This window comes from Nonomuraea sp. NPDC050691, from assembly GCF_040654455.1.
Lineage (GTDB): Bacteria > Actinomycetota > Actinomycetes > Streptosporangiales > Streptosporangiaceae > Nonomuraea.
On sequence record NZ_JBFAIA010000077.1, the window covers coordinates 11,389 to 36,314 of the forward strand.

At 72.0% G+C, this 24,926-nt stretch carries 25 protein-coding genes and 1 pseudogene; 16 read left to right on the forward strand and 10 right to left on the reverse strand.

The genetic code is table 11. The features are described 5' to 3' along the window. Nucleotides 1-13: 13 nt before the first annotated feature. Nucleotides 14-2,395 (forward strand): transglycosylase domain-containing protein, encoded by a 2,382-nt coding sequence (locus AB0H81_RS25300; protein WP_358379203.1) that lies wholly within the window; start codon nt 14-16, stop codon nt 2,393-2,395. A gap of 8 nt (nt 2,396-2,403) precedes the next feature. Here AB0H81_RS25300 and ybaK read toward each other — a convergent pair whose 3' ends face one another. Further along, nucleotides 2,404-2,895 (reverse strand): Cys-tRNA(Pro) deacylase, encoded by a 492-nt coding sequence (gene ybaK, locus AB0H81_RS25305; RefSeq protein WP_358379206.1) that lies wholly within the window; start codon nt 2,893-2,895, stop codon nt 2,404-2,406. A 53-nt stretch (nt 2,896-2,948) separates the two neighbouring features. Beyond that, on the reverse strand, nt 2,949-3,428 hold the full coding sequence (locus AB0H81_RS25310) for a nucleoside deaminase (RefSeq protein ID WP_358379208.1): 480 nt from the start codon (nt 3,426-3,428) through the stop codon (nt 2,949-2,951). 129 nt (nt 3,429-3,557) lie between these two features. Between AB0H81_RS25310 and hisD the strand changes: the two genes are divergently transcribed. From hisD to hisF, 9 genes are all read left to right on the forward strand, one after another. After that, nucleotides 3,558-4,865 carry a histidinol dehydrogenase gene (gene hisD / locus AB0H81_RS25315; RefSeq protein ID WP_358379211.1) on the forward strand — a complete coding sequence of 436 codons (1,308 nt, stop codon included), beginning with the start codon at nt 3,558-3,560 and terminating at the stop codon, nt 4,863-4,865. Beyond that, nucleotides 4,862-5,947 (forward strand): histidinol-phosphate transaminase, encoded by a 1,086-nt coding sequence (locus AB0H81_RS25320; RefSeq protein WP_358379214.1) that lies wholly within the window; start codon nt 4,862-4,864, stop codon nt 5,945-5,947. The genes hisD and AB0H81_RS25320 overlap by 4 nt, the downstream gene beginning before the upstream one ends. Further along, nucleotides 5,944-6,537: an imidazoleglycerol-phosphate dehydratase HisB gene (gene hisB, locus AB0H81_RS25325; protein ID WP_358379216.1), complete on the forward strand. Its 594-nt coding sequence runs from the start codon at nt 5,944-5,946 to the stop codon at nt 6,535-6,537. The genes AB0H81_RS25320 and hisB overlap by 4 nt, the downstream gene beginning before the upstream one ends. After that, complete coding sequence (locus AB0H81_RS25330; RefSeq protein ID WP_358379219.1) at nt 6,534-6,689, forward strand: hypothetical protein; 156 nt, start codon at nt 6,534-6,536, stop codon at nt 6,687-6,689. Before hisB ends, AB0H81_RS25330 begins: the two co-directional genes overlap by 4 nt. Then, nucleotides 6,683-7,315: an imidazole glycerol phosphate synthase subunit HisH gene (gene hisH, locus AB0H81_RS25335; protein ID WP_358379222.1), complete on the forward strand. Its 633-nt coding sequence runs from the start codon at nt 6,683-6,685 to the stop codon at nt 7,313-7,315. The genes AB0H81_RS25330 and hisH overlap by 7 nt, the downstream gene beginning before the upstream one ends. Before the next feature lie 95 nt (nt 7,316-7,410). Then, nucleotides 7,411-7,740: a hypothetical protein gene (locus tag AB0H81_RS25340; protein ID WP_358379224.1), complete on the forward strand. Its 330-nt coding sequence runs from the start codon at nt 7,411-7,413 to the stop codon at nt 7,738-7,740. Beyond that, the gene (gene priA / locus AB0H81_RS25345) at nt 7,740-8,462 is read left to right on the forward strand and encodes a bifunctional 1-(5-phosphoribosyl)-5-((5-phosphoribosylamino)methylideneamino)imidazole-4-carboxamide isomerase/phosphoribosylanthranilate isomerase PriA (protein ID WP_358379226.1); all 723 of its coding nucleotides are present in this window, start codon (nt 7,740-7,742) and stop codon (nt 8,460-8,462) included. Before AB0H81_RS25340 ends, priA begins: the two co-directional genes overlap by 1 nt. A gap of 27 nt (nt 8,463-8,489) precedes the next feature. Then, nucleotides 8,490-8,885, forward strand: a complete 396-nt coding sequence (locus tag AB0H81_RS25350) for a RidA family protein (protein ID WP_358379264.1) — start codon at nt 8,490-8,492, stop codon at nt 8,883-8,885. Then, complete coding sequence (hisF, locus tag AB0H81_RS25355; RefSeq protein WP_358379228.1) at nt 8,882-9,643, forward strand: imidazole glycerol phosphate synthase subunit HisF; 762 nt, start codon at nt 8,882-8,884, stop codon at nt 9,641-9,643. Before AB0H81_RS25350 ends, hisF begins: the two co-directional genes overlap by 4 nt. Before the next feature lie 142 nt (nt 9,644-9,785). On the opposite strand, the gene AB0H81_RS25360 is transcribed toward hisF, so the two are convergent. The 3 genes from AB0H81_RS25360 to AB0H81_RS25370 form a co-directional block, all read right to left on the reverse strand. Continuing rightward, complete coding sequence (locus tag AB0H81_RS25360; protein ID WP_358379231.1) at nt 9,786-10,688, reverse strand: serine protease; 903 nt, start codon at nt 10,686-10,688, stop codon at nt 9,786-9,788. A 266-nt stretch (nt 10,689-10,954) separates the two neighbouring features. Then, entirely contained in the window at nt 10,955-11,899 is a 945-nt protein-coding gene (locus AB0H81_RS25365; protein ID WP_358379234.1) for a transglutaminase-like domain-containing protein, read from the reverse strand. Nucleotides 11,900-12,185: 286 nt separating this feature from the next. After that, on the reverse strand, nt 12,186-12,977 hold the full coding sequence (locus tag AB0H81_RS25370) for a hypothetical protein (protein WP_358379237.1): 792 nt from the start codon (nt 12,975-12,977) through the stop codon (nt 12,186-12,188). Between the two features lie 338 nt (nt 12,978-13,315). On the opposite strand from AB0H81_RS25370, the gene AB0H81_RS25375 reads away from it, so the two are divergent. Beyond that, entirely contained in the window at nt 13,316-14,326 is a 1,011-nt protein-coding gene (locus AB0H81_RS25375) for a hypothetical protein (RefSeq protein ID WP_358379240.1), read from the forward strand. 75 nt (nt 14,327-14,401) lie between these two features. Here AB0H81_RS25375 and AB0H81_RS25380 read toward each other — a convergent pair whose 3' ends face one another. Further along, complete coding sequence (locus AB0H81_RS25380) at nt 14,402-14,800, reverse strand: hypothetical protein (protein ID WP_358379267.1); 399 nt, start codon at nt 14,798-14,800, stop codon at nt 14,402-14,404. Nucleotides 14,801-15,015: 215 nt separating this feature from the next. On the opposite strand from AB0H81_RS25380, the pseudogene AB0H81_RS25385 reads away from it, so the two are divergent. Next, nucleotides 15,016-15,159, forward strand: a pseudogene (locus AB0H81_RS25385) (alpha/beta hydrolase); the annotation flags it as partial. A gap of 62 nt (nt 15,160-15,221) precedes the next feature. Here the strand turns inward: AB0H81_RS25385 and AB0H81_RS25390 are convergent. After that, nucleotides 15,222-16,295 (reverse strand): (Fe-S)-binding protein, encoded by a 1,074-nt coding sequence (locus AB0H81_RS25390; protein WP_358379242.1) that lies wholly within the window; start codon nt 16,293-16,295, stop codon nt 15,222-15,224. Then, nucleotides 16,292-17,695, reverse strand: coding sequence for an FAD-linked oxidase C-terminal domain-containing protein (locus AB0H81_RS25395; protein ID WP_358379244.1), 1,404 nt, complete (start codon nt 17,693-17,695; stop codon nt 16,292-16,294). The genes AB0H81_RS25390 and AB0H81_RS25395 overlap by 4 nt, the downstream gene beginning before the upstream one ends. 468 nt (nt 17,696-18,163) lie before the next feature. Here AB0H81_RS25395 and AB0H81_RS25400 point away from each other — a divergent pair, with 468 nt between their 5' ends. From AB0H81_RS25400 to AB0H81_RS25415, 4 genes are read left to right on the forward strand one after another with little or no spacing between them, the layout of a single operon-like run. Continuing rightward, the gene (locus AB0H81_RS25400) at nt 18,164-19,453 is read left to right on the forward strand and encodes an alpha-glucosidase/alpha-galactosidase (RefSeq protein WP_358379247.1); all 1,290 of its coding nucleotides are present in this window, start codon (nt 18,164-18,166) and stop codon (nt 19,451-19,453) included. Then, entirely contained in the window at nt 19,450-20,742 is a 1,293-nt protein-coding gene (locus AB0H81_RS25405; RefSeq protein WP_358379250.1) for an ABC transporter substrate-binding protein, read from the forward strand. The genes AB0H81_RS25400 and AB0H81_RS25405 overlap by 4 nt, the downstream gene beginning before the upstream one ends. Continuing rightward, on the forward strand, nt 20,739-21,668 hold the full coding sequence (locus tag AB0H81_RS25410; protein WP_358379253.1) for a sugar ABC transporter permease: 930 nt from the start codon (nt 20,739-20,741) through the stop codon (nt 21,666-21,668). Before AB0H81_RS25405 ends, AB0H81_RS25410 begins: the two co-directional genes overlap by 4 nt. After that, nucleotides 21,665-22,483: a carbohydrate ABC transporter permease gene (locus tag AB0H81_RS25415; RefSeq protein WP_358379256.1), complete on the forward strand. Its 819-nt coding sequence runs from the start codon at nt 21,665-21,667 to the stop codon at nt 22,481-22,483. Before AB0H81_RS25410 ends, AB0H81_RS25415 begins: the two co-directional genes overlap by 4 nt. Before the next feature lie 35 nt (nt 22,484-22,518). Here AB0H81_RS25415 and AB0H81_RS25420 read toward each other — a convergent pair whose 3' ends face one another. Beyond that, nucleotides 22,519-23,283: an SDR family NAD(P)-dependent oxidoreductase gene (locus AB0H81_RS25420; RefSeq protein ID WP_358379259.1), complete on the reverse strand. Its 765-nt coding sequence runs from the start codon at nt 23,281-23,283 to the stop codon at nt 22,519-22,521. 67 nt (nt 23,284-23,350) lie between these two features. Continuing rightward, the gene (locus AB0H81_RS25425; protein WP_358379262.1) at nt 23,351-24,448 is read right to left on the reverse strand and encodes an alanine racemase; all 1,098 of its coding nucleotides are present in this window, start codon (nt 24,446-24,448) and stop codon (nt 23,351-23,353) included. Nucleotides 24,449-24,926: the final 478 nt, after the last annotated feature.

A 24,926-nucleotide genomic window follows, 5' to 3' on the forward strand; every position in this document is an offset into this window, starting at 1 on the left:
AGTGTTGCGATGCGTGAGCGCCCTGGGGCTGGTGGGAGCGCTCTGCGGGGTGCTGGCGGCCTCCATGGCCGCCCCCGTCGTGAGCGGTGCCGGGCTCGCCGCCAGGAGCGTCGCGCACACGTTCAGGGAGCTGCCGCCGGCGCCGCGCGAGGAGCCGTTGTCGCAGGTCACCCGGCTGCTCGACCGCAACGGCAAGCCGTTCGCCCAGTTCTACCAGGCCAACCGGCGGGCGGTGCCGCTCAGCCGGGTGGCGCCCGTCATGCGGCAGGCCATCGTCGCCATCGAGGACGCCCGCTTCTACGAGCACGGCGGCATGGACGTGCGCGGCACGTTCCGGGCGCTGCTCACCAACACCTCGGCCGGCGGCATCCGGCAGGGCGGCTCCTCGCTCACCCAGCAGCTCGTGAAGAACATCCTGGTCGAGAACGCCCGCACCGACGAGGAACGCGACCGGGCGCGCGCCCCCAACCTCGCCCGTAAGCTCACCGAGCTGCGCCTGGCGCTGGCGATGGAGCAGAAGTACAGCAAGGACGAGATCCTGGAGCGGTACCTGAACATCGCCTACTTCGGCGCCGGCGCGCACGGCGTGGAGGCGGCGGCCCGGCGCTTCTTCACCACCACGGCCGCCGACCTCACGCTGCCGCAGGCGGCCACCCTCGCCGGGGCGGTGCGCATGCCGTACTCGACCGACCCGTCGATCGGCCCGGCGCAGCGGGCGCGGCTGAAGGAGCGGCGCGACCTCGTGCTCGACCGGATGGCCGAGCTGCGCATGGTGGGCACGCGGGAGGCCGCCGCGGCCAAGCGGAGCCAGCTCGGCATCCGGCTGCGGCCCGAGCCCGGCGGCTGCGCGCAGAGCAGGTACCCGTTCTACTGCGTGTACGTCCAGCGGGAGCTGCTCACCAACGAGGCGTTCGGCGCCACCGCGCGCGAGCGGCGGGCCCGGCTCGCCACCGGCGGGCTGGTGATCAGGACCGCGCTGGACCCGGTGGCGCAGCGGGCCGCCGAGCGGGCGATCCGCGCCCGGGTGGACGCCCGGGACACCGAGGTGGCCGCCGAGGCCATGGTCGAGCCGCGCACGGGACGCATCCGGGCGATGGCGGCCAGCAAGGACTTCGGCCGCAACCCCGGCGACCGTAAGAACGGGGCGCGGACGACGTTCAACCTGGTGGCCGACATGGCCCACGGCGGCGGGATGGGACTCCAGGCGGGCTCCACGTTCAAGGCGTTCACGCTGGCGACCGCGCTGCAGCAGGGGTGGCGCTTCGACCAGGGCTTCCAGACGCCCGGCGTGCTCGTGCCGTCCCAGGGCTACCGCGACTGCCGCGGCAGGGCCGTCAACGCGCCCAGTGTGCGGGTGCACAACGCCAGCGGGGAGGGCGAGGGCGGCCCGTACAGCCTGTCGACCGGCACGTGGAAGTCGGTGAACATCTTCTACATGATGCTGGAGCGCAAGGTCGGCCTGTGCAACGTGGTGCGGACCGCGCGGGCGCTCGGCATCGCCCGGGCCGACGGCCGGCCGCTGCGCGAGGTGCCGACGTTCACGCTGGGCGTCAACGAGATGGACCCGGTGACGGTGGCGGCGGCGTTCGCGGCGTTCGCGGCGCGTGGCCGGTACTGCCGGCCGCTGGCCATCGTGGAGATCGCCGGCCGGGACGGCCGGACCACCCGCGTGCGCCCCACCTGCGAGCAGGCGCTGGACCGCAAGGTCGCCGACGCGGTCAACCACGTGCTGCAGGGCGTGTTCGACAAGGGCACGATGAGCGGGCAGGGCATCGGCAGGCCGGCCGCCGGCAAGACGGGCACCAACAACGGCTACACCTCGGCCTGGTTCGCCGGCTACACCCCGGAGCTCGCGGCGGCGGTCAGCGTGGGCGACATCCGGGGCTCCTACCGGTTCCCGCTGCGCGGGGTGGAGATCGGCGGCGAGTACTACGGGTCGGTCCAGGGGGCGTCGCTGCCGGGGCCGATCTGGGTGGCCTCGATGGAGTCGGCGCTGCGCGACACCCCGGCGGGCGACTTCCACCCCGCGGACATGTCCCGCTTCGGCGGCGGCTTCACGCCGGGACTGAAGGAGGCGGAGGAGGCGGAGCAGATCCGGGCCATGCTGCGCAGGCAGCGGCAGTGGCTGCGGTGGGCGCGCCGCCACGGGCACCAGCTGTGGCCGCCCGGCACGGACGTGCTGGGCACGCGGACCCCGGGAGGCCGCCGGCCGCGCCTGCCGGGGGGCCCGGGCATGGCCGTACCGGGCGGTGTCGTACCGGGTGCGGCCGTGCCCGGAGCGGTCGTGCCCGGGGCGGTCGCGCCCGGCACCGTCGTCCCGGGAGCGGGAATGCCGCGCGCGGTCGCGCCGCGGCCCGTCCCGCCCAGGACCGGGACCGGGGCGGGCTGGGAGTAGAGCGGGGCTCAGCGCTTGGCGATGGGGGAGGTCACGGCGCGGGTGAGCGCGACGAGGTTGGCCGGCGCGGTCTCGATCTGCAGCCCCCGCTTGCCCGCCGAGAAGTAGATCGTCTCGAACTCCAGCGCCGACGCGTCGACCACCGTGGGCAGCTGCTTGCGCTGCCCGAGCGGGCTTATGCCGCCCACGACGTAGCCGGTCACCCGCTCCACCTTCGCCGCGTCGGCCATGGCGGCACGCTTGCCGCCCAGGGCCGCGGCCAGCGCCTTGAGGTCGAGCTTGCCCGCCACCGGCACGACCGCCACGGCGAGCCCGCTCTCGGTCTCGGCCACGAGCGTCTTGAAGATCCGCTCGTACGGCACGCCGAGCGCGTCGGCGGCCTCCTCGCCGTACGCCTGGGCGGAGGGGTCGTGGTCGTACGGGTGCAGCGTGAACTCGGTCTTGGCCCTGGTCAGCGCCACCGTGGCCGGAGTGCCGCCCTGCGCCTTCGTCTTGCCCACGTCTCGTCCTCCATGAATCTACTTTGTAAAGGCGCCGGGTCCGGATCGCCCATTCAGGTGCCCCGGTGGAAGCGCTGGTGCAGGGCGCGTACCTCCTCGTCGAGCCCCGGCACGGGGCCCTCCACGACGACGCGCGGCGCGATCTCGGAGACCGGCAGGGGGCGCACCGGGGGCTCCGGCACGCCCAGCTCGGCCAGCCAGCTCACGAGCTGCGCCGACGAGGCGACGTAGACGATGCGGCCGAGCCCGACCCAGCCGTGCGCGGCGGCGCACATGGGGCAGTGCTCGCCGGAGGTGTAGACGGTCGCGGCGGCTCGTTCCCCGGGCGTCAGGTGGGCGGCCGACCAGCGTGCCAGCTCGAACTCCGGATGCCTCGTGTGGTCGCCTCCGGCCACCCGGTTGTGGTCCTCGGCCAGGACCTTCCCGTCGCCGGACACCAGCACGGAGCCGAACGGCTCGTCGCCCACGGACAGGGCCTCGGCGGCCAGCTCGACGCAGCGGCGCAGGTGCCGCAGCTCTTCCTCACCTACCACGACGGCCACCTCTCGCTCGGGCCCTGATCTTCGGGTCATCGTATCGGCGGACCCGAGGCTTGACGGGACGCGGGTGTCCGCATGGTGGACGGAACAGGACCCACTGGTGGGACTCCGTAGACTGGGAGGGTGATTTCCCGTATCGACTTGCGCGGTTCCCTGCCCGGGGACCTGCGCGACGTGCTGCCCCGTGCCGAGCTCGACGTCGAGGCCGCCCTGGACAAGGTGCGGCCCATCTGCGACGAGGTCCGCCATCATGGGGCCGCCGCCGTGCGGGAGCTGACCGCCAGGTTCGACGGGGTCGAGATCGAGCGGGCGCGGGTCCCGCGCGAGGCGCTGCGTGAGGCGCTGGCCGGGCTGCGGCCCGAGGTGCGCGCGGCGCTGGAGGAGTCGATCCGGCGCGCCCGGCTGGTCCACCGCGACCAGCGCCGTGCCGAGGTGACGACGCAGGTGGTGCCGGGCGGCACGGTCACCGAGCGGTGGGTGCCGGTGGACCGGGTCGGGCTGTACGTGCCGGGCGGGCGCGCGGTCTACCCGTCCAGCGTGGTGATGAACGTCGTGCCCGCGCAGGAGGCGGGGGTGGCGTCGCTGGCGGTGACGAGCCCGCCGCAGAAGGAGTTCGGCGGGCTGCCGCACCCGACGATCCTGGCGGCGTGCGAGCTGCTGGGCGTGGACGAGGTGTACGCGGTGGGCGGCGCCCAGGCGGTGGCCATGTTCGCCTACGGCACGGAGGAGTGCCCGGCGGCCACCATGGTGACCGGGCCGGGCAACATCTGGGTGGCGGCGGCCAAGCGGCTGCTCAAGGGCCGCATCGGCATCGACTCCGAGGCGGGTCCGACGGAGATCGCGATCCTGGCCGACGAGACGGCCGATCCGGTGCACGTGGCTGCCGACCTGATCAGCCAGGCCGAGCACGACGTGATCGCCGCGGCGGTGCTGGTGACCGACAGCGTGGAGCTGGCCGAGGCGGTGGAGAAGGAGCTGCCGGCCCAGGTGGAGGTGACCAAGCACTCCGAGCGCATCACCGAGGCGCTGAGCGGCCGGCAGTCGGGGATCGTCCTGGTGGACGGTCTGGACGAGGGTGTGGCCGTGGTCAACGCCTACGCGGCCGAGCACCTGGAGATCCACACGGCCGACGCGGCGGCGGTGGCGGCCCGGATCCGCAACGCGGGCGCCATCTTCGTGGGCACGTACGCGCCGGTGTCGCTGGGCGACTATCTCGCGGGGTCCAACCACGTGCTGCCGACCGGTGGCTGCGCCTGCCACTCCAGCGGCCTGTCGGTGCAGACGTTCCTGCGCGGCATCCACGTGGTCGACTACACCCGTGAGGCGCTGGCCGAGGCGGCCGCGCACGTGACGGTGCTGGCCGACGCCGAGGACCTGCCCGCGCACGGTGCGGCCGTCCGGGCTCGCTTCGACTGGCGGGTCCCCTCATGACGCCGGACCGGACGACCTTGGACGATCTGCCGATCCGCGACGACCTGCGGGGCCGGACACCGTACGGCGCGCCCCAGATCGACGTGCCGGTGCGGCTCAACACCAACGAGAACCCCTATCCGCCCTCCCCGGAGCTGGTCCATGACCTGGCCGAGGAGGTGCGGCGGGGCGCGGGTGAGCTCAACCGTTACCCCGACCGCGACGCGCTGGAGCTGCGCGCCGACCTGGCGGCCTACCTGGGGCACGGGCTCGACGCGAGCCGGGTGTGGGCGGCCAACGGCTCCAACGAGGTGCTCCAGCAGATCCTGCAGGCGTTCGGTGGTTACGGCCGCACGGCGCTGGGGTTCGAGCCGTCGTACTCGATGCACCCGATCATCACGACGGGCACGAGCACCGAGTGGCTCGGGGGCGTGCGGGAGGACGACTTCTCGCTCGACCCTGCCAAGGCGGCGGCCGCGGTGGAGGAGCACCGGCCCGACATCGTGTTCCTGACCTCGCCGAACAACCCGACCGGCACCGCGCTGCCGCTGGAGACGATCGCGCGGGTGCTGGAGGCGGCTCCGGGCATGGTCGTGGTGGACGAGGCGTACGCGGAGTTCGCGCGGGAGGGCACGCCGTCGGCGCTGAGCCTGTTGCCGTCGCATCCGCGGCTGATCGTGACGCGGACGATGTCGAAGGCGTTCGCGATGGCCGGCACCCGGCTCGGTTACCTGGCGGCGCATCCGGCGGTGATCGAGGCGCTGCTGCTGGTGCGGCTGCCGTACCACCTGTCGACGTTGACGCAGGCGGCGGCGCGCGTGGCGTTGCGGCACCGCGAGGAGCTGCTGGGCACGGTCGACGCGCTGCGGCGCGAGCGTGACGCGACGGTGGAGTGGCTGCGCGGCAAGGGGTTGACGGTCGCCGACTCCGACGCGAACTTCGTACTGTTCGGCCGGTTCCCCGCGCGCCGCGCGGTCTGGGAGGGCCTGCTGCAGAGGGGCGTGCTCATCCGCGAGGTGGGGCCGCCCGAGTGGCTGCGTGTGTCGATCGGCACCGGCGAGGAGATGGCGGCGTTCCGTGCCGCGATGGAGGGGGTTCTGTGAGTCGGGTCGGCCGCGTGGAGCGTGTGACGAAGGAGACGTCGGTCCTGGTCGAGGTGGGTCTCGACGGGACCGGCCGGGTGGAGGTGTCGACCGGGGTGGGGTTCTTCGACCACATGCTGGCGCAGCTCGGCAAGCATGGGTTGTTCGACCTGACGGTCAAGACCGAGGGTGACCTGCACATCGACGCGCACCACACGATCGAGGACACGGCGCTGGCGCTGGGCGCGGCGTTCCGCGAGGCGCTGGGCGACAAGTCGGGCATCCGGCGTTTCGGTAGCGCGTCGTGCCCGCTGGACGAGTCGCTGGCCCAGGTCACGGTCGACCTGTCCGGCCGTCCGTACCTCGTGCACTCCGAGCCGGAGGGCATGGCGCCGATGATCGGCCCCGAGTACGACACGACGATGACCCGCCACATCCTGGAGTCGCTGGTCGCGCAGGCGGCGATCTGCCTGCACGTCCACGTGCCGTACGGGCGCAACGCGCACCACATCGTCGAGGCCCAGTTCAAGGCCCTGGCCAGGGCGCTGCGGGAGGCGTCGGAGCTCGACCCGCGGGCGACCGGGGTGCCGAGCACCAAGGGCGTCCTATGAGTGACAACGCGCTGTCGATCGCGATGATGTTCATCGGCCTCTTCCTGGTCGGCGGAGTGGTCTCGCTGTTCAGGCAGGGGCTCAAGGCGGGCGCGGCCATCTGCGCGGTCGGCGCGGCGCTGGCGATCACGGCAGGGGTGATGTGGTGGTGAAGCGCGTGGTGGTGCTCGACTACGGGTCGGGCAACCTGCGTTCGGCCGAGCGCGCGCTGGCCCGGGTCGGCGCCGACGTGACCGTGACGTCCGACCTGGACGCGGCCATGGAGGCCGACGGTCTCGTGGTGCCCGGTGTGGGGGCGTTCGCGGCGTGCATGGCGGGGCTGCTGAAGGTGCGCGGCGAGCGCGCCGTCGGCCGCCGCCTGGCCGGTGGGCGGCCGGTGCTGGGCATCTGCGTGGGCATGCAGATCCTGTTCGCCAGGGGTGTCGAGCACGGTGTGGAGACCGAGGGCTGCGGCGAGTGGCCGGGCACGGTCGAGCACCTGGAGGCGCCGGTGCTGCCGCACATGGGGTGGAACACGGTCAAGGCGCCCGAGGGCAGCGTGCTGTTCCGGGGGCTGGACGCCGACATGCGGTTCTACTTCGTCCACTCGTACGGCGTGCGGGAGTGGGAGCTGCGGCCGGGCGAAGGGTTCGCCGAGCCGCTGGTGACGTGGGCCGAGCACGGCGTGCCGTTCGTGGCCGCGGTCGAGAACGGGCCGCTCATGGCCACGCAGTTCCACCCGGAGAAGTCCGGCGACGCGGGCGCCGCGCTGCTGACCAACTGGCTCGGCGTCCTGTGAGCGGCGGCCGCGCCGCTTTCTCGCGCAGGGCTGTCGCGTTGTCCCGCGTCGTCCTGGGATGAGGGGCCGTGAGTGTCGTCCTGGGATGAGGGGCCGTGAGTAAGGAGCGGGCGCGTCGCCGCGCGGAGCGTGAGGCCGCGCGGGAGCGCGCGGCCCTGCGCAACGAGGAGCGTCAGTCCCGCGCCGCCCGCCGGCGCGCCGTGGTGGCCCGTCTCACGCCCCGCCCGGTGCGCTTCGCCCGCCAGGGTGGCCTGCGCGCCCGCCGCCGCCGTGTCCAGAACGCCGTCGTGGCGCTCGCGTTCACGCTCGTCCAGGTGATGGTATGGCTGGTGTGGGCCTCCCTCGCCGTCAGCTTCGGCGTCCTGGTCCTGTCCTTGTTGCTCGTACCTGTTGTCGTGACCCTTGCCTTCGACCGGAGGATCTGATGTCGCTCGTACTCCTTCCCGCCGTGGACGTCGCGGACGGCCAGGCCGTACGCCTGGTCCAGGGTGAGGCCGGGACCGAGACCGGCTACGGCGAGCCGCTGGCCGCCGCGCTGGCCTGGCAGGAGGCGGGGGCGGAGTGGATCCATCTGGTCGACCTCGACGCCGCGTTCGGCCGGGGCTCCAACCGTGAGCTGATCACCGACCTGATCGGCCGGCTGGACGTGAACGTGGAGCTGTCCGGCGGCATCCGCGACGACGAGTCGCTGGCCGCCGCGCTGGCCACCGGGTGCCGCCGCGTGAACATCGGCACGGCCGCCCTGGAGAACCCCGACTGGTGCCGCAAGATCATCGCCGAGCACGGTGACAAGATCGCGGTCGGTCTGGACGTGCGCGGCACCACGCTCGCGGCGCGCGGCTGGACCGAGGAGGGCGGCGACCTGTGGGAGGTGCTGGACCGGCTGGAGGCCGACGGCTGCCCCCGCTACGTCGTCACCGACGTCACCAAGGACGGCACGCTGCGCGGTCCCAACCTCGACCTGTTGCGCCAGGTGTGCGCCCGCACCGACAAGCCGGTCGTGGCCAGCGGGGGAGTCTCCTCGCTGGACGACCTGGTGGCGCTGTCGCGGCTCGTGCCGGACGGTGTGGAGGGCGCCATCGTCGGCAGGGCCCTGTACGCCCAGGCGTTCACACTGGAGAACGCCTTGGTCGCTGTTCGCGGTTAGAGGGTAGGAGGGGCCGTGGTGAGCAGCATGAGTATGGAGAGCACCGGTTCGCGGGTGTTTTCCGGCGGTGTGTGGGAGGAGCGGTACGGCTACTCCCGCGCGGTCGTCGTGGGAGACCGGGTCATCGTGTCGGGCTGCACCGCCACGATCGACGGCGAGGTACGGCATGTCGGCGACGCCTACCGGCAGAGCCTCACGGCGATGGGCATCGCGCTCGACGCCGTGGAGCTGGCCGGTCTGACCAAGGGGGACGTGGTGATGGTGCGCTACTACGTGGTGGACCAGCGTCACTTCGACCTGGTCGGCCGGGCCATCGGGGAGGTGTTCGGCGACGTCCGGCCCGCCTGCACGGGCGTGCGGGTCGCCGGGCTGGTCGACCCGCGCATGCTGGTCGAGATCGAAATCGAGGCGATGCGCGCATGACCGTGGCCGTCAGGGTGATCCCCTGCCTGGACGTCGACGCCGGCCGGGTGGTCAAGGGCGTCAACTTCGCCAACCTGCGTGACGCGGGCGACCCGGTCGAGCTGGCCAGGCGCTACGACGCGGAGGGCGCCGACGAGCTGACCTTCCTCGACATCACCGCCTCCTCCGGCGAGCGCGACACGATGCTGGACGTGGTCCGCAGGACCGCCGAGCAGGTGTTCATCCCGCTGACCGTGGGCGGCGGCATCCGTTCGGTGGACGACGTGGACCGGCTGTTGCGGGCCGGGGCCGACAAGGTGTCGCTCAACACGGCGGCCATCGCCCGTCCCGAACTGCTCACCGAGGCGTCGCGGCGCTTCGGCGCGCAGTGCGTGGTGCTGTCGGTGGACGCCCGCCGGGCGCCCGGCACGCCGAGCGGGTTCGAGGTGACCACGCACGGCGGGCGGCGCGGCACGGGCATCGACGCGGTCGAGTGGGCGGCGCGCGGCGAGGAGCTGGGCGTGGGCGAGATCCTGCTCAACTCGATGGACGGCGACGGCACGCGCGAGGGTTACGACCTGGAGATGCTGCGCGCGGTGCGGGCCGTGGTGCACGTCCCGGTGATCGCCAGCGGCGGTGCGGGGCGGCTGGAGGACTTCCCGCCGGCGGTGGAGGCGGGCGCGGACGCGGTGCTGGCGGCGTCGGTGTTCCACTTCGGCACCCTCAAGATCGCCGACGTGAAGGAGACGCTCCGCACGGCGGGTCACCCGGTCCGCTAGGGCCGTCCGGCGCTGGTCGTAAGGCGTGGTTCTCGCGCGCGCTGCGCGGGACCGGGGTCGGGCGGTGAGGGCCTCAAAGCGCGGTCCTCGCAGGTGGGCGCTGCCCCACCTGGCCGTTCGGCCCGGCGCGAGGAGCCGCGGATCACCGGGCGCTCTTCGCGATGGTGGCGATGATCCATGACCGGTAGTGGGTGACGTCGGTCCAGATGCCGGCTCCCGGCTTGCCCGAGGGGGTGGTGGCGCAGCCGGCGCCGCCTTCCGCGCGTTGCTCCACGTCGTCACCGTCGCGCGAGGTGGCGCCGATCAGCTCCCACCGGCCGGCCACGCGCCGGACCTGTGGCCCGCCCGAGTCGCCGTGGCAGGCGTTGGCCGCCCGGCCGGAGCGCTCGCCGGTGCAGAGCTCGGCGCCGCGGTCGAGGGACACGCACCGCTTGTCGGCCAGCCGTACGGTGTCGAGCTCCTGCAACCGCTGGGGGCCTTCTCCGCAGGTCCGGCGGTACTCGCAGGTCATGCCCCAGCCGATGACGCGGGTCGGCTCGCCTGCCCGGCCGGGATCGCCGGCGATGGGGATGGGTGTCTGGGGGACCCGGCGGTCCAGCTGGACCAGGGCGATGTCTCTGTTGGGCTTCTCGCCCAGTCGGGGATCATGGCGGTGCGGGTAGGTGATGACGCGCTCGACGCCGGCGACGGAGCCGCCCTTGTCGCGGTCGAGGGAGCCGATCCGTACCTGGGTCCTGCCGGGTTTCAGCAGCCCCTCGCAGTGGGCGGCCGTGACGACCCAGTCGGGCGCGACGAGAGAGCCGCCGCAGTGGTGTGCGGGCAGCGACCGCAGCCGGAAGGAGACCATGAACGAGTAGGGCTCCTGCGCAGCCCGCCCGCCGATGATGGCGGCGCGGTCGGCGCTCGGCGAGGCGGCCGTCGCCGTCTCGTGGACAGCGGTCGCGCCGGCGGTCGCGTTGGCGGCCGTACCGGCGGAGACCAGGGTGATCCCGGTGGCCATGACCGTGGCGAGCAGCGCCGCTCGCCTGCTGATCGTCGTGAACACGCACATCTCCATCTGATGGGGGCGGAGGTGTGGCTGGGGGCGTGCCGGTCAGGCTACCTGCGGTTTTGTGCTGAAGAGACGCCGGGGTGCGCCGTTCGGCCCGCACGTCCACGACGCGTGGCGCAGCCGGCCGGCAACGTCTGTCGTTCGGGCGGCCGCGGACGTCCAGGACAGGATCCGGCCGTCCTGTTGCGTCGAGGCGCTGGAGTGGGCGTTGGGCTCCGCGCCCAGGAAGGTCGTCGACCTGGGCGCGGGCACGCGACTGCTCAGGCGCCGATTGGTGGAGCTGGGGGGCGGAGCCGGACCTGGCGGGGGCCGCTGAACGGGGCCAGTGACAGCACCGTCCGCGGGGTCCGCAGCTCCTGGTCGGCGGTGAAGATCTCCCGCGCCGCCTCGAACGGCACGTCGTCGCCCGCCACCAGCGACGCGCGGTCGTACAGGTCGCGCAGAGCGTCGGTCACCTCCCTCCCGCCGCCCGCCTCCGCGCCCCAGACGTCCCACAGCAGCGTCTCGACCTTGTTCAGGGCGGCGAGGTCGATCTTCAGGTCGTGCGCCACGAACCACTCGCCGTTCATCGGCCCCTCTTCCGGAGGGTGGAGGCCGAAGGTCCTCGGGTCCGCCTGACCGGCCCGGATGGCCCGCCACGCCTTGCCGGCCACCAGGAAGCGGTCGCGGGGCACGTCCATCGGGTCGAAGTCGATCTTCCAGGCGTCGGCGAGCACCGGGTCGGCGAGTTGCGGATCGGCCAGCAGCCAGCCCCGCTCGTCGTCCCAGTACTCGGTGACCACATGGTCGCCGTGGAAGCCGTCAGGGCCGAAGTAGTCGGCGAAGCCGATCCGCAGGCGTGCGGGAACGCCGGCGTGCCGGAGGAACGAGCAGTACATCAGCGAGAAGTCCCGGCACACGGCGACGAAACGGTCGCCGGGCTCGCGCCGCTCGCTCAGTGGGGCGGCGTCGCGTTCGAGGATGATCCGCAGGATGGCGTCGAGGTAGCGCGTCTCGGCGTCGTCGCGCACACGGTCCTCGGGGATGGCGTACCGGAACGCCTGGCCTTCCAGGCGGTGGATCATCAGGTCGCGTGCCGTGCGGGCGAGCCCGGCCGGGTCGCCGGGGAGGCCGGCATAACTGTGGAGGAGGTCGCCGGGCGTGGAGAAGGCGCCCTGGGCGGTGTAGAAGGCGGCTTCGTCCGCTGCGAGACGGGTGGTGGGCATGGTGGAACCCCAGAAGACGTCGGGTGGATGGTCGGTCGCCGGCCGGCGCCCATCACCGTGTCAAAATTTCCTGGAAAATGTCCAGAAGCTCGGGTCCGTCCGTGGTTCGTCGGTGCCCGACGCCCGCGATGTCAGGAGGCGCGCTTCGGCTTCGCCGCGGCGCGCGCGCCGCTCGCCCCTCGCCCCTGACGGCCGGCGACCGTCGCCGCGGCGCTTCACCTCTCGCGGCCGCGACGACGGGCACTCGGTACGGCGAACTCCTGTCCGGAGGACCGCCCGGGAGCTCTTACGGCTCGACGTAGGCGGCGATCCTCGCGTGGTCCTCCTCGGTGAGCGGCATCAGCAGACCTGCGTTCTCACGCACGAAGTTCTCCACGAGCGGCTGCAGGTTCTGGACGGCCGCGGTGACGTAGATCGAGGACACACCTTTGCTCACGTCGACGCCGGCCGGGATCGGGATCGTCATGCTCGACTGGTCCCCGTTCGTCGTCGCGGGGAGGAGGCGGCGGAGGTTGGACACCCGGGCCCTGGTGCTCCCTGCCCCCGTGAGGGAGAGCAGGACGATGCCGGTCAGGATCAGACCGCCGACGACGGTGACGATGCAGACCGAATCCGACCCGTTCACCGTGACGCGCATATAGGAACCGAGCTCGAATTCCACGTTCGAGGGCTGGTTCGTGGCCTGTGCTTGGATGATGGTGTCTTCATCGTCATTGCCGTCACCCGTGATCGGGTTGTTCTTCCATGGAGTGATGACGAATTGGTCCACGTCCGCCAGGGAATACACATTGAACGCCAATGTGATGTCGAACTTGCTGAGCTTTGGAAGCAGGATGTTCTGTCCGTCGGGCTTGCCGCCCAGGGCGGCCGGGAAGGCGATTCCCACCCCGTCATCGAACGATTGGTTGACCGCCCAGACGTGACTGTTCTCGTCCTGCCAGAAAATCACCTGACCGATCTTCTGATTGGCGCCGGTACCGGTGGGCCCGAAGTGAGCGAACCCGTCGCGTCCTTGAATCGTTCCCGCGATCTTGCCGATCGTCGTGGCGACAGAGAGAGCAGCGTCCAGCCAGCCCATGATGAACTCCTTGAGTCATGATCTTTTCTCGGCCGCACCGGCATGACGGCTTCGCCATGGACGCGCAACCATGAAGTCCGATAAGTGGCAGAAAAGGTCTCGCCTGAATCTCCGTGACCTTTGGCCACCGACTGCGCCGAAACTATCAGCGAGGTTCGGCTTGCGGCTGATTCGCCCGCGCCACTTCTGTCCAATTTCAGCAAGATCTTGCTTTTCGTGGCCTGGAGTCGCCATGGGGATGTCGTGACCGATTCCGCCCGCTGTGCCTCCCGGGTTGTCAGAAGCCGCCGTGATTGACTTTCGTCATCAATCGACTTCTTTTTGTGAGGAGTGGCGCCATGCCTCTGGATCCCACACTCGCCAGCATCCGCGTCGCGCTTACCGCCGATGGGTGCCTGGATGCGTTCGCCCGAGGCGTCGACAGCACCCTGCGACACATCTGGCAGGTCAGCCCGAACAGCGACTGGAGCAACTGGGCCGGCCTCGGCGGCATGATCGTCGCCGCCCCGACCGTCTTCCGCGACGCCGCGGGACGTCTGGAGGTGTTCGCCCCGGGCATCGACAGCGGCATTCGCCACATCCGGCAGACGGACGCCGGCGGATGGAGCGCGTGGGACGACCTCGGCGGCAAGTCGTTCGGCGGCGAGGTCGCGGTGTTCCAGAACGCTCAGGGCGAGCTGGCCGCGTTCATGCGCGGAGCCGACAGCACCCTCCAGTACATCTGGCAGACCAGCCCGGACGGGGAATGGGGCGGGTGGAAGGACCTCAGCGGCAACCTGCGCAGCGACCCGGCGGTGTTCCAGAACGCCGACGGACGGTTGGAGGTGTTCGTGCGGTGGTCCGACGACGCCGTGTGGCACATCGGGCAGAGCAACGCCAACGGCGGCTGGGGCGAATGGCAGAGCCTCGGCGGCAACCTGCTCACCGATCCGGCGGTGTTCCAGAACGCCGACGGATGCCTGGAGGTGTTCGCGCACCGCTCCGACAACACGTTGTGGCACATCAGGCAGACCGGCGCCGACGGCGGCTGGGGCGAATGGGAGAGTCTCGACGGGGACATCCGCGGCGTCCCGGCGGTCTTCCGGGACGCGCAGGGCCGCCTCGTCGTGCTCGCCCGTGGCGCCGACTCCGCCGTGTGGGAGATCTCCCAGGCCGACGGCACGTGGGGCTCGTGGAAGTCCCTCGGCGGCGAGGCGGGCGGTGACCCGGTTCTGGCCCGCAGCGAGGACGGCCGGCTGGAGGCCTTCTACCTCGGCTACGACTCCGCCGTATGGCACACGTGGCAGGTGCCGGGCGGCTCGTGGAGGGACGGCTGGGTGTCTCTCGGCGGCGCCATCGCCAACTTCTGAACCTGTCCGGGACGTCGTGGTCAGAGCGCCGGCGGCTGGACGACGCCGGCGCTGCGCGAGGTGCGAGATCGCCTGCTAGGAGTCGCCGAGCGCGCAGCGGATGAGGGTGTCGGCGGCGGCGCGGGCGTGCGCCGCCGCGTCCGCGTCCCCGGAGATGGCGGCCGTGGTCTGGGCGCCCTCGGCGAGCAGGGCCAGCTGCGGGGCGAGGTGGTCCGGCGCGCCGGCCTCGCGGACCAGCCCGGCGACGCGGCGCTGGAAGGACGCCTTCTGCTCCCGGACGGCCTCGGCCACCTTGTGGCTGCCGCCTCCGAGCTCGCCGAACACGTTGATGAAGGCGCAGCCGCGGAAGCTGTCCTCGCGGAACCAGGTGGCGAGGAAGTCGAAGATCGCCAGTAGCTTGCCGCATGGTGTCCCGGCGCCGCCGACGGCGTCCGCGATGCCGGCGTCCCACAGGTCCGTCCGGGGCCGGAGCACGGCCAGGAGCAGGTCGTCCTTGGACGGGAACAGCCCGTAGATGCGCTTCAGCGAGACGCCGGCCTCGGTGCGCCGCGGGCGTAGAACAGCCGGTCGGCGGTGGACACGACCCGTTCACGCGCCGTGTCGTCGTCGATCACGGGCCCTCCCCTTACACAGAGAACCATCGTTCTCAGTCCAGCAAGGTCGGCGGCGGCTACGACAAGGACAACATCCTCCCGATCGACTCCACGGGACGCCCCTTCCACCAGGCGTTCCCGGAGGCGGAGTACGTCGAGGTCGAAGGGGCCCCGCACGGCCTGCTGTGGACGCACGCCGCCGAGGTCAACGAGGCGCTGCTGGCCTTCGTCGGCAAGTGAGGCAGAGGATGGGACAGCGCGGCCGCGGGAGCCGGTGATGCGCGCCGGCGGGCGGCCGCGGGTCAGCGGTCGCGGCGGCGGCGCGGGCGCTCTCCGGCCAGCAGCTCCGCGAGGTGCACGGCGCGCACCCGGGACTTCCTGCGCCGCAGGCCCTGGTCGAGCTGGCGGTAGCAGCCGGGGTTGACCACGGCCACGTAGTCCACCCCGGCCGCCTCGATCTCGTCCAGCTTGGCGTCGAGGACGCGCCTGCTGTCGCTGGGCCTGACCAGGGCGTAGGTGCCGGCCGCGCCGCAGCAGGTCCCGGCCGACGGCAGCTCGACATAGGTGCCGATCCGCTCCAGCATCGCCCGTGGCTCGCGCCAGACGTCCAGGCCGTTGCGCAGATGACAGGAGTCCTGGAGGGCGATGCGCGGCCGGCCCTCGCCGCCGGCGTCCTGATCGGCAGTGTCGGCGGCGGCCCGCTCGTGGGCGTACTGCGACAGCTCCTTGACGCGGTCGCGGCCGAGGACCGCCGACAGGTGGGCCGCGCAGCCGCCCGATGTGGTCACGATCGTGCCGGGCAGCCGCCCGCCCAGCTCCTCGGCCATCCGGCGGCCCCGGGCCGAGTCGCCGTTGTGGGCGTGGAGGGCACCGCAGCAGCCCTGCGCCGCCGGGGCGGCCAGCTCGGGGAACAGCCGCCGGGCCGCCCGGCTCACCCTGGGGAACAGGGCGCGTTCGAAACAGCCGAGCATCAGGGACGGACCCTCCGGCGTGCCGCGGTTGCGGGCGTGGCGGCGCAGGAGCCCCAGCAGCCGCACGCGCCAGCGGGCGTCGACCAGGATCATCAGCAGCCGGGCGGCCAACGGCCGGCCGGTGCCCTGCCACTGCTGGTCGCGCCACTCCTCCAGCAGGTCCCCGTACTGCACGCCGGCCGGGCAGACCGTCTCGCACGCCCGGCAGCCGAGGCAGAACGACGCCTCCTCGCGCACCCGCGGGTCGTCGGCGGGCAGCCTGCCCTCGTCGAGGGCGCGCATGAGGTCGATGCGGCCGCGCGGCGAGGACGTCTCGTCCTTGGTCAGGGCGTACGTGGGGCAGGCCGGCAGGCAGAAGCCGCAGGCGATGCAGCGGTTGAGCAGGTCGGGGGTGAAGCCGGTCATGAGCCTGCCTTTCCGGGATTGAGGATGCCCGCCGGGTCGAAGGCGGCCTTGATCCGGCGCTGCAGGTCGATCTGGGCGGCGCCGAGCCGCTCGGTGAGGTAGGGGAGCTTGGCGGCGCCGACGCCGTGCTCCCCGGTGATGGTGCCGCCGAGGCGCATCGCGGTCCGGAAGATCTCGCCGAAGGCGCGGTGCGCCCGCTCGGCCGCCTCGTCGTCGCCCGCTTCGATGACGCACGTCGGGTGCAGGTTGCCGTCGCCGGCGTGCCCGAACGTGGCGATCGTGACGTCGTGCCGCCCGGCGATGTCCTCGATGTGGCCGACCATCTCGGCGATGCGGGGGCGGGGCACGCCGACGTCCTCCAGGATGGTGATCGAGCCGAGCCGCGACAGCGCGGGCAGCGTGCAGCGGCGGGCGGCCAGCAGGGCCTCCGACTCGGCGGCGTGGCCGGCCACGGACACCTCGATCGCTCCGGTGTCGCGGCACAGCTCGGCCATGCGGTCGAGCCGGTGGGCGACGGACGCGGGCTCGCCGTCGTCGCCGAAGATCAGCAGCGCTCCGGCGTCGCTCCGGAGCCCGAGCCGGGCGAACTGCTCGACCGCCTCGACGCAGCGGGCGTCGAGGAACTCGAGCGTGGCCGGCACGATGCCGGCGGCGATGACGCGGGTGACGGTCCGTCCGGCGTCGGCCAGGGTGGGGAAGTAGGCCAGGCCGTTGCCGCCGGCCTCGGGGGCGGGGACCAGGGCCAGGGTGACCTCGGTGATCACGCCGAGGGTGCCCTCGGAGCCGGTGAGCAGGCGGGTGAGGTCGTAGCCGGCGACGTCCTTCCAGAGCCGGCCGCCGGTGCGGATGACCTCGCCGGTGCCCAGCACCGCCTCCAGGCCCAGCACGTAGTTGCGGGTGACGCCGTACTTGAGGCCGCGCAGCCCACCGGCGCAGGTGGCGACGGTGCCGCCGATCGTGGCCACGCTCCTGCTGCCGGGGTCGGGCGCGTAGAGCAGGCCCTGGGCGGCGGCGGCGTCGGCGAGCGCGGCCGAGGTCACCCCGGGCTGGCACACGGCGAGCAGCTCCTCGGCGCTGATCTCCAGGATGCGGTCGAGCCGGGTCAGGACCAGCACGATGCCGCCCGCCAGGGGGACGGTGGCCGAGCACAGGTTGGAGCCGGCCCCGCGGGGGACGACGGGGATGCCCCGCGCGCCGGCCAGCGCGAGCACGGCGGCGACCTCCTCGGTGGAGCCCGGGTGGACGACGGCGCCCGGTCTGGCACGGAACAGGGGAGTGGCGTCCCGGGAGTAGGGGGTCACGTCGCCGTCGGCGTGCCGTACGTGCTCGGCGCCGACGATCGCGCGCAGCTCGCGCAGCGCGGCGGCCTCCAGCGGCTCCCCGGCCGCGGTGGGTTTCACGGGCATGTCTCCTCCGGGACGCGGCCCGCGCCGGGCACGGACCGCCGTAGGGCGGTGATGGGCATGTCTGCAAGCTAACAGCATTCTGTATAGCGGTCTAGAATTCCATCATATGGAATAGCGATCACCGTGCTGTTTCGCGCGGCCGGAGACCTCGAGGGTTGACAGTCGCATGCCGGGATGGTGTCCTAGTCCCAATTCAGAACTGCATTCTGCGATACGGAATAGGTGCCATGCGGGAGAGACGACTCCGCCGGGACGCCCGGCCGCACCGCCCGGGCCACGCGTCACCAGCGAGATCACTGCGGACGGGACCGCGAGGGAAGTGCGGGGAGCTCGGGGCGACGCACCTCCCCTCGTAATCGCCGTTCCGTTGAACGGAATGATCATCAACAAAACAGACAAAAGGCTATACTCGCCACCTCGGCGGGTCCTCGGGCCCGCCGTGCTCTGCAAGGGAACAGCCCCATGGCACGCATCGTGTTCATCGGCGCCGGCAGCGTCGAATTCACCAAGAACGTCCTATCGGACATCCTGACATTTCCAGAACTGGGGGAGTCCACCCTCGTCCTGCATGACATCGACGCTGACCGGCTGGCCACTGCCGAGGCCATGGCCACCTGGATGGTGGGAAAGCTCGGCCTCGGCGCGAAGGTGGAGGCCCACCTCGACCGGCGCGCCGCCGTGGACGGCGCCGACTACGTGATCAACGAGATCGCCGTCGGCGGCCACGCCGCCACCGTGCGCGACTTCGAGATCCCGCGCCGTTACGGCCTGCGCCAGACGATCGGCGACACCCTCGGCATCGGAGGCATCTTCCGCGCCCTGCGCACCATCCCCGCCATGGTGCGGCTCGGCGAGGACCTGGCCGAGCTCGCCCCGCAGGCGCTGCTGCTCAGCTACACCAACCCGATGTCGATGATCCCGCGGGCCGTCTACGAGGGCACCTCGTTCAGCCGGGTCGTCGGCCTGTGCCACTCGGTGCGCGACACGCAGGGCCGCCTGGCCTCCCTCGTCGGCGTGCCGGAGGAGGAGATCTCGTTCGTCACCGCCGGAGTCAACCACCAGGCGTTCGTGCTGACCTTCGAGCGCGGCGGCGAGAACCTCTACCCGGTGCTGGACGAGGTCATCGCCGAGGACCCCGAGCTGCGCCGCACCGTCCGGGTGGAGATGTACCGCCGGCTCGGCCACTTCCCCACGGAGTCCAGCGAGCACGGCTCCGAGTACCTGCCCTGGTTCCTGCACCACGACGCGGAGGTGGAGCGCCTGCGCATCCCCGTCGAGATCTACCTCCAGTGGTCGCAGGAGAACGTCGACACCTTCGAGGAGACGCGTCGGCGGCTGGCCGCCGGCGAGGGCGTGGAGATCGAGCCCGCCATGGAGCTGGCCTCCGAGGTCATCCACTCGATCGAGACGGGCACCCGCAGGATCGTGCACGGCAACGTCCGCAACGGCGGCCTGATCGGCAACCTGCCCGACGCCGCCTGCGTCGAGGTGCCCTGCGTCGTGGACCGGGCCGGGATGCGTCCCACCCGGGTCGGCGACCTGCCGCCCCAGCTCGCCGCGCTCAACCAGACCTTCCTGAACGTCGGCGAGCTGACCGTGCGCGCCGCCCTCGAAGGCCGCCGCGACCACGTCTACCACGCCGCCATGCTCGACCCCAACACCTCCGCCACGCTCACGCTCCAGCAGATCCACGACATGGTGGACGAGATGATCGCCGCCCACGGCGACCTGCTTCCCGAGGGGATCCGATGAGACGCGCAGTGACCGCCGCGGCCGCCGCCCTGCTCCTGCCCGCCCTGCTGACCGCGTGCGGCGGCGGGACGGAGGAGAAGGCCGGCGGGCCCGTGGAGATCCTCATGTGGCACGGCCAGGAGGACACCTCCGCCAAGTCCGTCGAGCGGCTCGTCGCCAAGTTCAACCAGACGCACCCGGACATCAAGGTGCAGACCACCTCCGGCGGCGTGACGGCCGACGGCATGCTGCCCAAGATCACGGCCGCGCTCACCTCGGACGCCCACCCCGACATCGCCTACCTGTACGGCTCGTGGGCGCCCAACATCGCGCGCAACCCCAAGACCGCCGACCTCACCCCGTACATCAAGGACCCGGCGGTGAAGTGGGACGACTTCTGGGCCAGCGAGCGCGCGACCGTCACCGTCGGAGGGAAGGTCATCGGCTTCCCCGCGGTGGTCGACAACATGGTCGTCCTCTACAACAGGAAGCTGCTGGCCAAGGCGGGTCTCAAGCCGCCGTCGAAGGACTGGACGTGGGACGACTTCCGCGCCATGTCCAAGCAGGCCACCGACCCCGGAGCCGGCGTCTTCGGCACCACGTGGGCCATCAGCGGCGGCGAGGAGGCGGTGTGGGGCCTGTGGCCGCTGGTGTGGCAGGCCGGCGGCGAGATCCTCACGGCCGACAACAAGAAGGCGGCGTTCAACTCCGAGGCGGGGCGGCGCTCCCTCGACCTGCTGCGCGCCATGGCGGTGGACGACAAGTCCGTCTACCTCGACTCCAGCCCGGCCGAGAAGGGACAGAAGCTGTTCGAGTCGGGACGGCTGGCGTTCTTCCTGTCCGGCCCGTGGGTGCTGCCCGACCTGCAGGCCGCCGGGCTGGACTACGGCGTGGTCCCGCTGCCGGGCACCGCGGGCAACCACGAGACCATCTCCGGCCCCGACACCTGGACGGTCTTCGAGCACGACGAGCGGCGGGTCAAGGCGTCGGCGGCGTTCCTCACCTGGTTCACCGCCCCCGAGCAGCAGCTCGAGTGGATGAAGGACACCGGCTCCCTGCCGATCCGGGCGTCGATCTCGCGGCTTCCCGGCTACGACGACTACCTGAAGAAGTACCCCGGCATCGACGTCATCTCGGGCAACCTGGCCAACGCCAAGCGGGTGCGCCCGCCGACCACGTCGTACCCGCGGATCTCGTCGTTCGTCGCCGACGCCATCGCCAGGACCCTGCTCGGCAAGGCCGACGCCAAGGCGGCGCTGGACGAGGCGGCCGCCAAGACGGACGCGGCGCTCGCCGTGCCGGGCTCGTGACGAGCGACGCGGCGGCCCTGAGCCGCGCCTCGCGCCACGCCACACCGCCCGACCGGCGCAAGCTGGCCGACAACGTCACCGGGTGGAGCTTCGCCGGGCCCGCGACGCTGATCATCCTCGGCTTCTCGCTGGTCCCGATGGCGTGGGCACTCGCCCTGTCGTTCACGGACTCCGACCTCATGTCGCCGGGACGGAACGTGGGGCTGGAGAACTACCGGGCGCTGGTCGCCGACCCGGTCTTCCACCAGGCGCTGCGCAACACCGGGCTGCTGCTGTTCCTGTACCTGCCGGCCTCGCTGGTCGCGGGGCTGGCCGTGGCGGTGCTGCTCAACCGCAAGGTGCGCGGCATCGGGTTCTACCGCACGTGCTTCCTCGTGCCGTACGTCGCCTCGGCCACCGCGGCGGGCCTGCTCATGGGCTACATCTTCGACCGGGACTTCGGCCTGTTCAACGGCCTGCTGGTCAAGCTCGGCCTGCCGGCCCAGGGGCTGCTGAGCAGCCCGTCGCAGGCCATGCTCGTCCTGACGGTGATCTTCTTCTGGACCCGGTTCGGGTTCTCGGTGGTCATCTACCTGGCGGCGCTCCAGGAGATCAGCAAGGAGGTCGTGGAGGCCGCCTCCATCGACGGCGCCGGGCGGTGGGCGACCTTCCGGCACGTCATCGTGCCCTCGGTGCGGCACATGACGGTCTTCCTGGCGGTCTGGGGGATGATCGACGTGCTGCAGTTCTTCGACCTGGTCATGACCACCACGAAGGGCGGCCCGGCCAACGCGACGGTGACCATCGTCTACTACGTCTGGCAGCTCGCCTTCACCTACTTCACCGCCGGGTACGGCGCGGCCGTCGCGTACGTGCTGTTCGCCGGCACGCTCGTGCTGATCGTGGCCGGCCTGCTGGTCGCCCGGCGCAAGGGGGCGATGCGATGAGACGGCGCAGGCTTCCCAGCGGCTGGCACCTGGTGCTGGCGCCCATGTCGCTCGTGACCGTGCTGCCCTTCGTGTGGATGGTGCTCAGCTCGCTGATGAGCCAGGCGGAGCTCAACCGGTTCCCGCCGCCGATCTGGCCCGAGGCCGTCGACCTGGGCGGCTACCAGAGGGTGCTGGAGGGATCGGACTTCCCGCGCTGGTTCGTCAACAGCGTCGTCGTCTCCGGGGCCATCGTGGTGGCCCAGGTGGTGCTGTGCGGCATGGCCGGCTACGCCTTCGCCCGCATCCGCTTCATCGGCTCGCGGCTCGTGCTCGTCCTGGTCATCGCCACGGCGCTGATCCCGTTCCAGCTCACCGTCATCCCGACGTTCCTCATCTTCAACAAGGTGGGGCTGACCGACACGCTGGGCGCGCTGATCGTGCCGCAGCTCAGCTCGGCGGTGGGCATCTACCTGATGACGTCGTTCTTCCAGTCCTTCCCCAAGGAACTGGAGGAGGCCGGCCGCATCGACGGCTGCTCGCGTTTCGCCGTGTTCTTCCGGGTGGTGCTGCCGGTGGCCAAGCCGGCGCTGGCCGCGCTGGCCGTCATCACCTTCATCACGGCCTGGAACGACCTGTTCTGGCCGCTGGTCGTCATCAACTCGGAGGAGAAGTACACGGTGCAGGTGGGGCTGACGACGTTCCAGGGCCAGCACCGCGCCGACTGGCCCGCCGTCATGGCCGGGACGGTGCTCACCACGCTGCCGGTGCTCGGCGTCTTCCTGTTCGGCCAGCGCCGCTTCATCCAGGCGCTGACCGGCGCGGTCAAGGGCTGAGGTCCCGTGCGGGCGGCGAGGCCGCCCGTACGGACTCACATGACGGCGAGCTGGCCGCCGTCGATGACGAGCTCGGTGCCGTGCACGAACGCCGCGTCGTCGGAGGCGAGGAACGCGTAGCCGGCGGCGACCTCCTCGGCCAGCCCGGCCCGGCCGAGCGGGATGTTCTCCCGCTCGTACGCGGAGACGAAGTCGCCCTCCAGCCCGGCCGCGATGGCGGAGTTGAGCGGGGTGCGGATGTAGCCGGGGCACAGCGCGTTGACCCGGATGCCGTGCCGGCCCAGCTCGACCGCCATGGTCCTGGTCAGCAGCAGCACGCCGGCCTTGGAGGCGTTGTAGTGGGCGTAGTCGCCCTCCCCGCCGATCCCGTTCGTGGAGGACATGTTGAGGATCACCCCGCCGCCGCCCTGCGCCACCAGCAGCCGCGCCGCCGCCTGGGCGACGAGGAACATGCCGCGCAGGTTGACCGCGATGACGCGGTCCCAGTGCTCCGGCGTGATCTCCAGGAACGGCTCGCGCCAGGCGGTGCCGGCGTTGTTGACCAGCACGTCCAGCCCGCCGAGCGCGGTGGCGGCGCCGTCGACCAGGCCGGTCGCGTCGGCCTCGGAGCTGACGTCGCCCGCCAGGCCGCTCACCTCGCCCAGCGGCGCCAGCTCCGCCACGGTCCGCTCCACCTCGTCGGGGTCGAGCCCGCCGATCACGACGCGGGAGCCCTCCTGGAGGAAGCGCCGGGCGGTGGCGGCGCCGATGCCGCTGCTGCCTCCGCTGACCAGCACCCTCTTGCCCGCAAGTCCACGCATGACGATCCCTTCTCCTGCCCCTTCGGCTGGTCTGTGCTCGGCTGGTCTGTGCTCAGCTGGTCTGTGCTCAGCGCACGGCGCCGCGGGCGGCGACGCGCAGCTCGGTGACGACCCGGCCGTCCTCGACGCCGCACGCCACGTCGAACAGGTTCGTGACGGTGCAGGCGTGCCCCGGGATGAGCTGTACCCGGGTGCCGACCGGCAGCTCGCCGTCGTGGGCGTGTTCCGGGTCGAGCCGGGCGACGGCGTGCTCCTCGTTGAGGAAGTCCATGCGCAGCCACGGGATGCCCGCGGCCCGGATCCAGCCGGGCGAGCCCGCGTTGTCGGAGGTGAGGCACTTGGTGCCGGCGTCCAGCACGACCCGGTCGGGGGAGGGCCGGGCGATGACGGTGGCCAGCACGCGCGAGGCGGCGGTCTCCTCGGTGGCGACGCCCAGGCGGATCATGGCGGTGTCGTTGAAGATGTAGGTGCCGGGCCGGATCTCGGTCACCCCGGCGACCCCGGCGACGTGCCGGGCGGTGGGGGTGCTGCCGACGCTGATCTCGCGCAGCTCGATGCCGTCGCGGGCGCACAGCTCGGCGGTGGCGACCAGGTCGGTGCCCTCGCGGCGGGAGACCTCGGCCAGCTCGGCCGGTGTGCGCGCGTGATAGGCGTGTCCGGCCAGGGTGAGCAGCCCGGCGACCTCGACGCCGGGGATCGCCGCGATCTCGGCGACCAGGTCGGCGGTGGGGCGGCCGGGCGGGCGGCCCAGCCGATGCTGGCCGGTGTCGACCTCCACCAGCACCTCGACGGGCGAGCCGGTGCGCAGGCCGAGCCGGCCCAGGCCGGCGGCGACCTCGGGGGAGTCGAGGCTGACCCGCACCGTGGCGCGCTCGCGCAGCGCCTCCAGACGGCGCAGCTTGGGCTCTCCCCAGACCGGGAAGGCGAGCAGGATGTCGTCGATCCCGGCGTCGGCCATGATCTCGGCCTCGCCGAGCTTGGCGCACGTGATGCCGCGCGCCCCGGCCTCGATCTGCATGAGGGCCAGCTCGGGCATCTTGTGGGTCTTGATGTGGGGGCGCAGCGCCACGCCGTGCGTGGCGGCCACCTTCGCCATCTCGGCCACGTTGGCGCGGACGGCGCCCAGGTCGACGAGGAGTGCCGGGGTGTCGAGCTCGGGATACATGGTGTCCTCTCGGCCGCACGGCGGATACGGCACGAAGCTAGCACTGGTTCCGTTCAATGGTCCAGCGTTCTGTTGTGCGGAACAATGTGGCAGAGGCCACTTTTCGTGGCCCTCGGCGGGTCGTCCACGGTCCGCCGGGCTGGTGTCGTTCCGGTGTCCGGCCGTCTCTGCGAGGTGGCGCGGGCCGGTCGGACGGCGCCTCCCGGGTGACGTTCCCGCCTGAACGGCGGGGCTCCCCTTGACAGGTCGCGGACGCGGATGATGTCCTGACAGCGATTCAGAATAGCGTTTCGTCATACGGAATTGACTAGAAGGCAGGCAGAAATGCGGCTAGGTACGGTCCGCGTCGGGGACGGAGCCAGGCTCCCCGCCGTGGAGAGGGACGGACTCTGGCACGCCCTGGACATCCCGGCGGGCGTCACCCTGGAGGCGCTGCTCGCGCGGGGCCCCGAGGAGACGCGGCGCGCGGCCGCCGGCG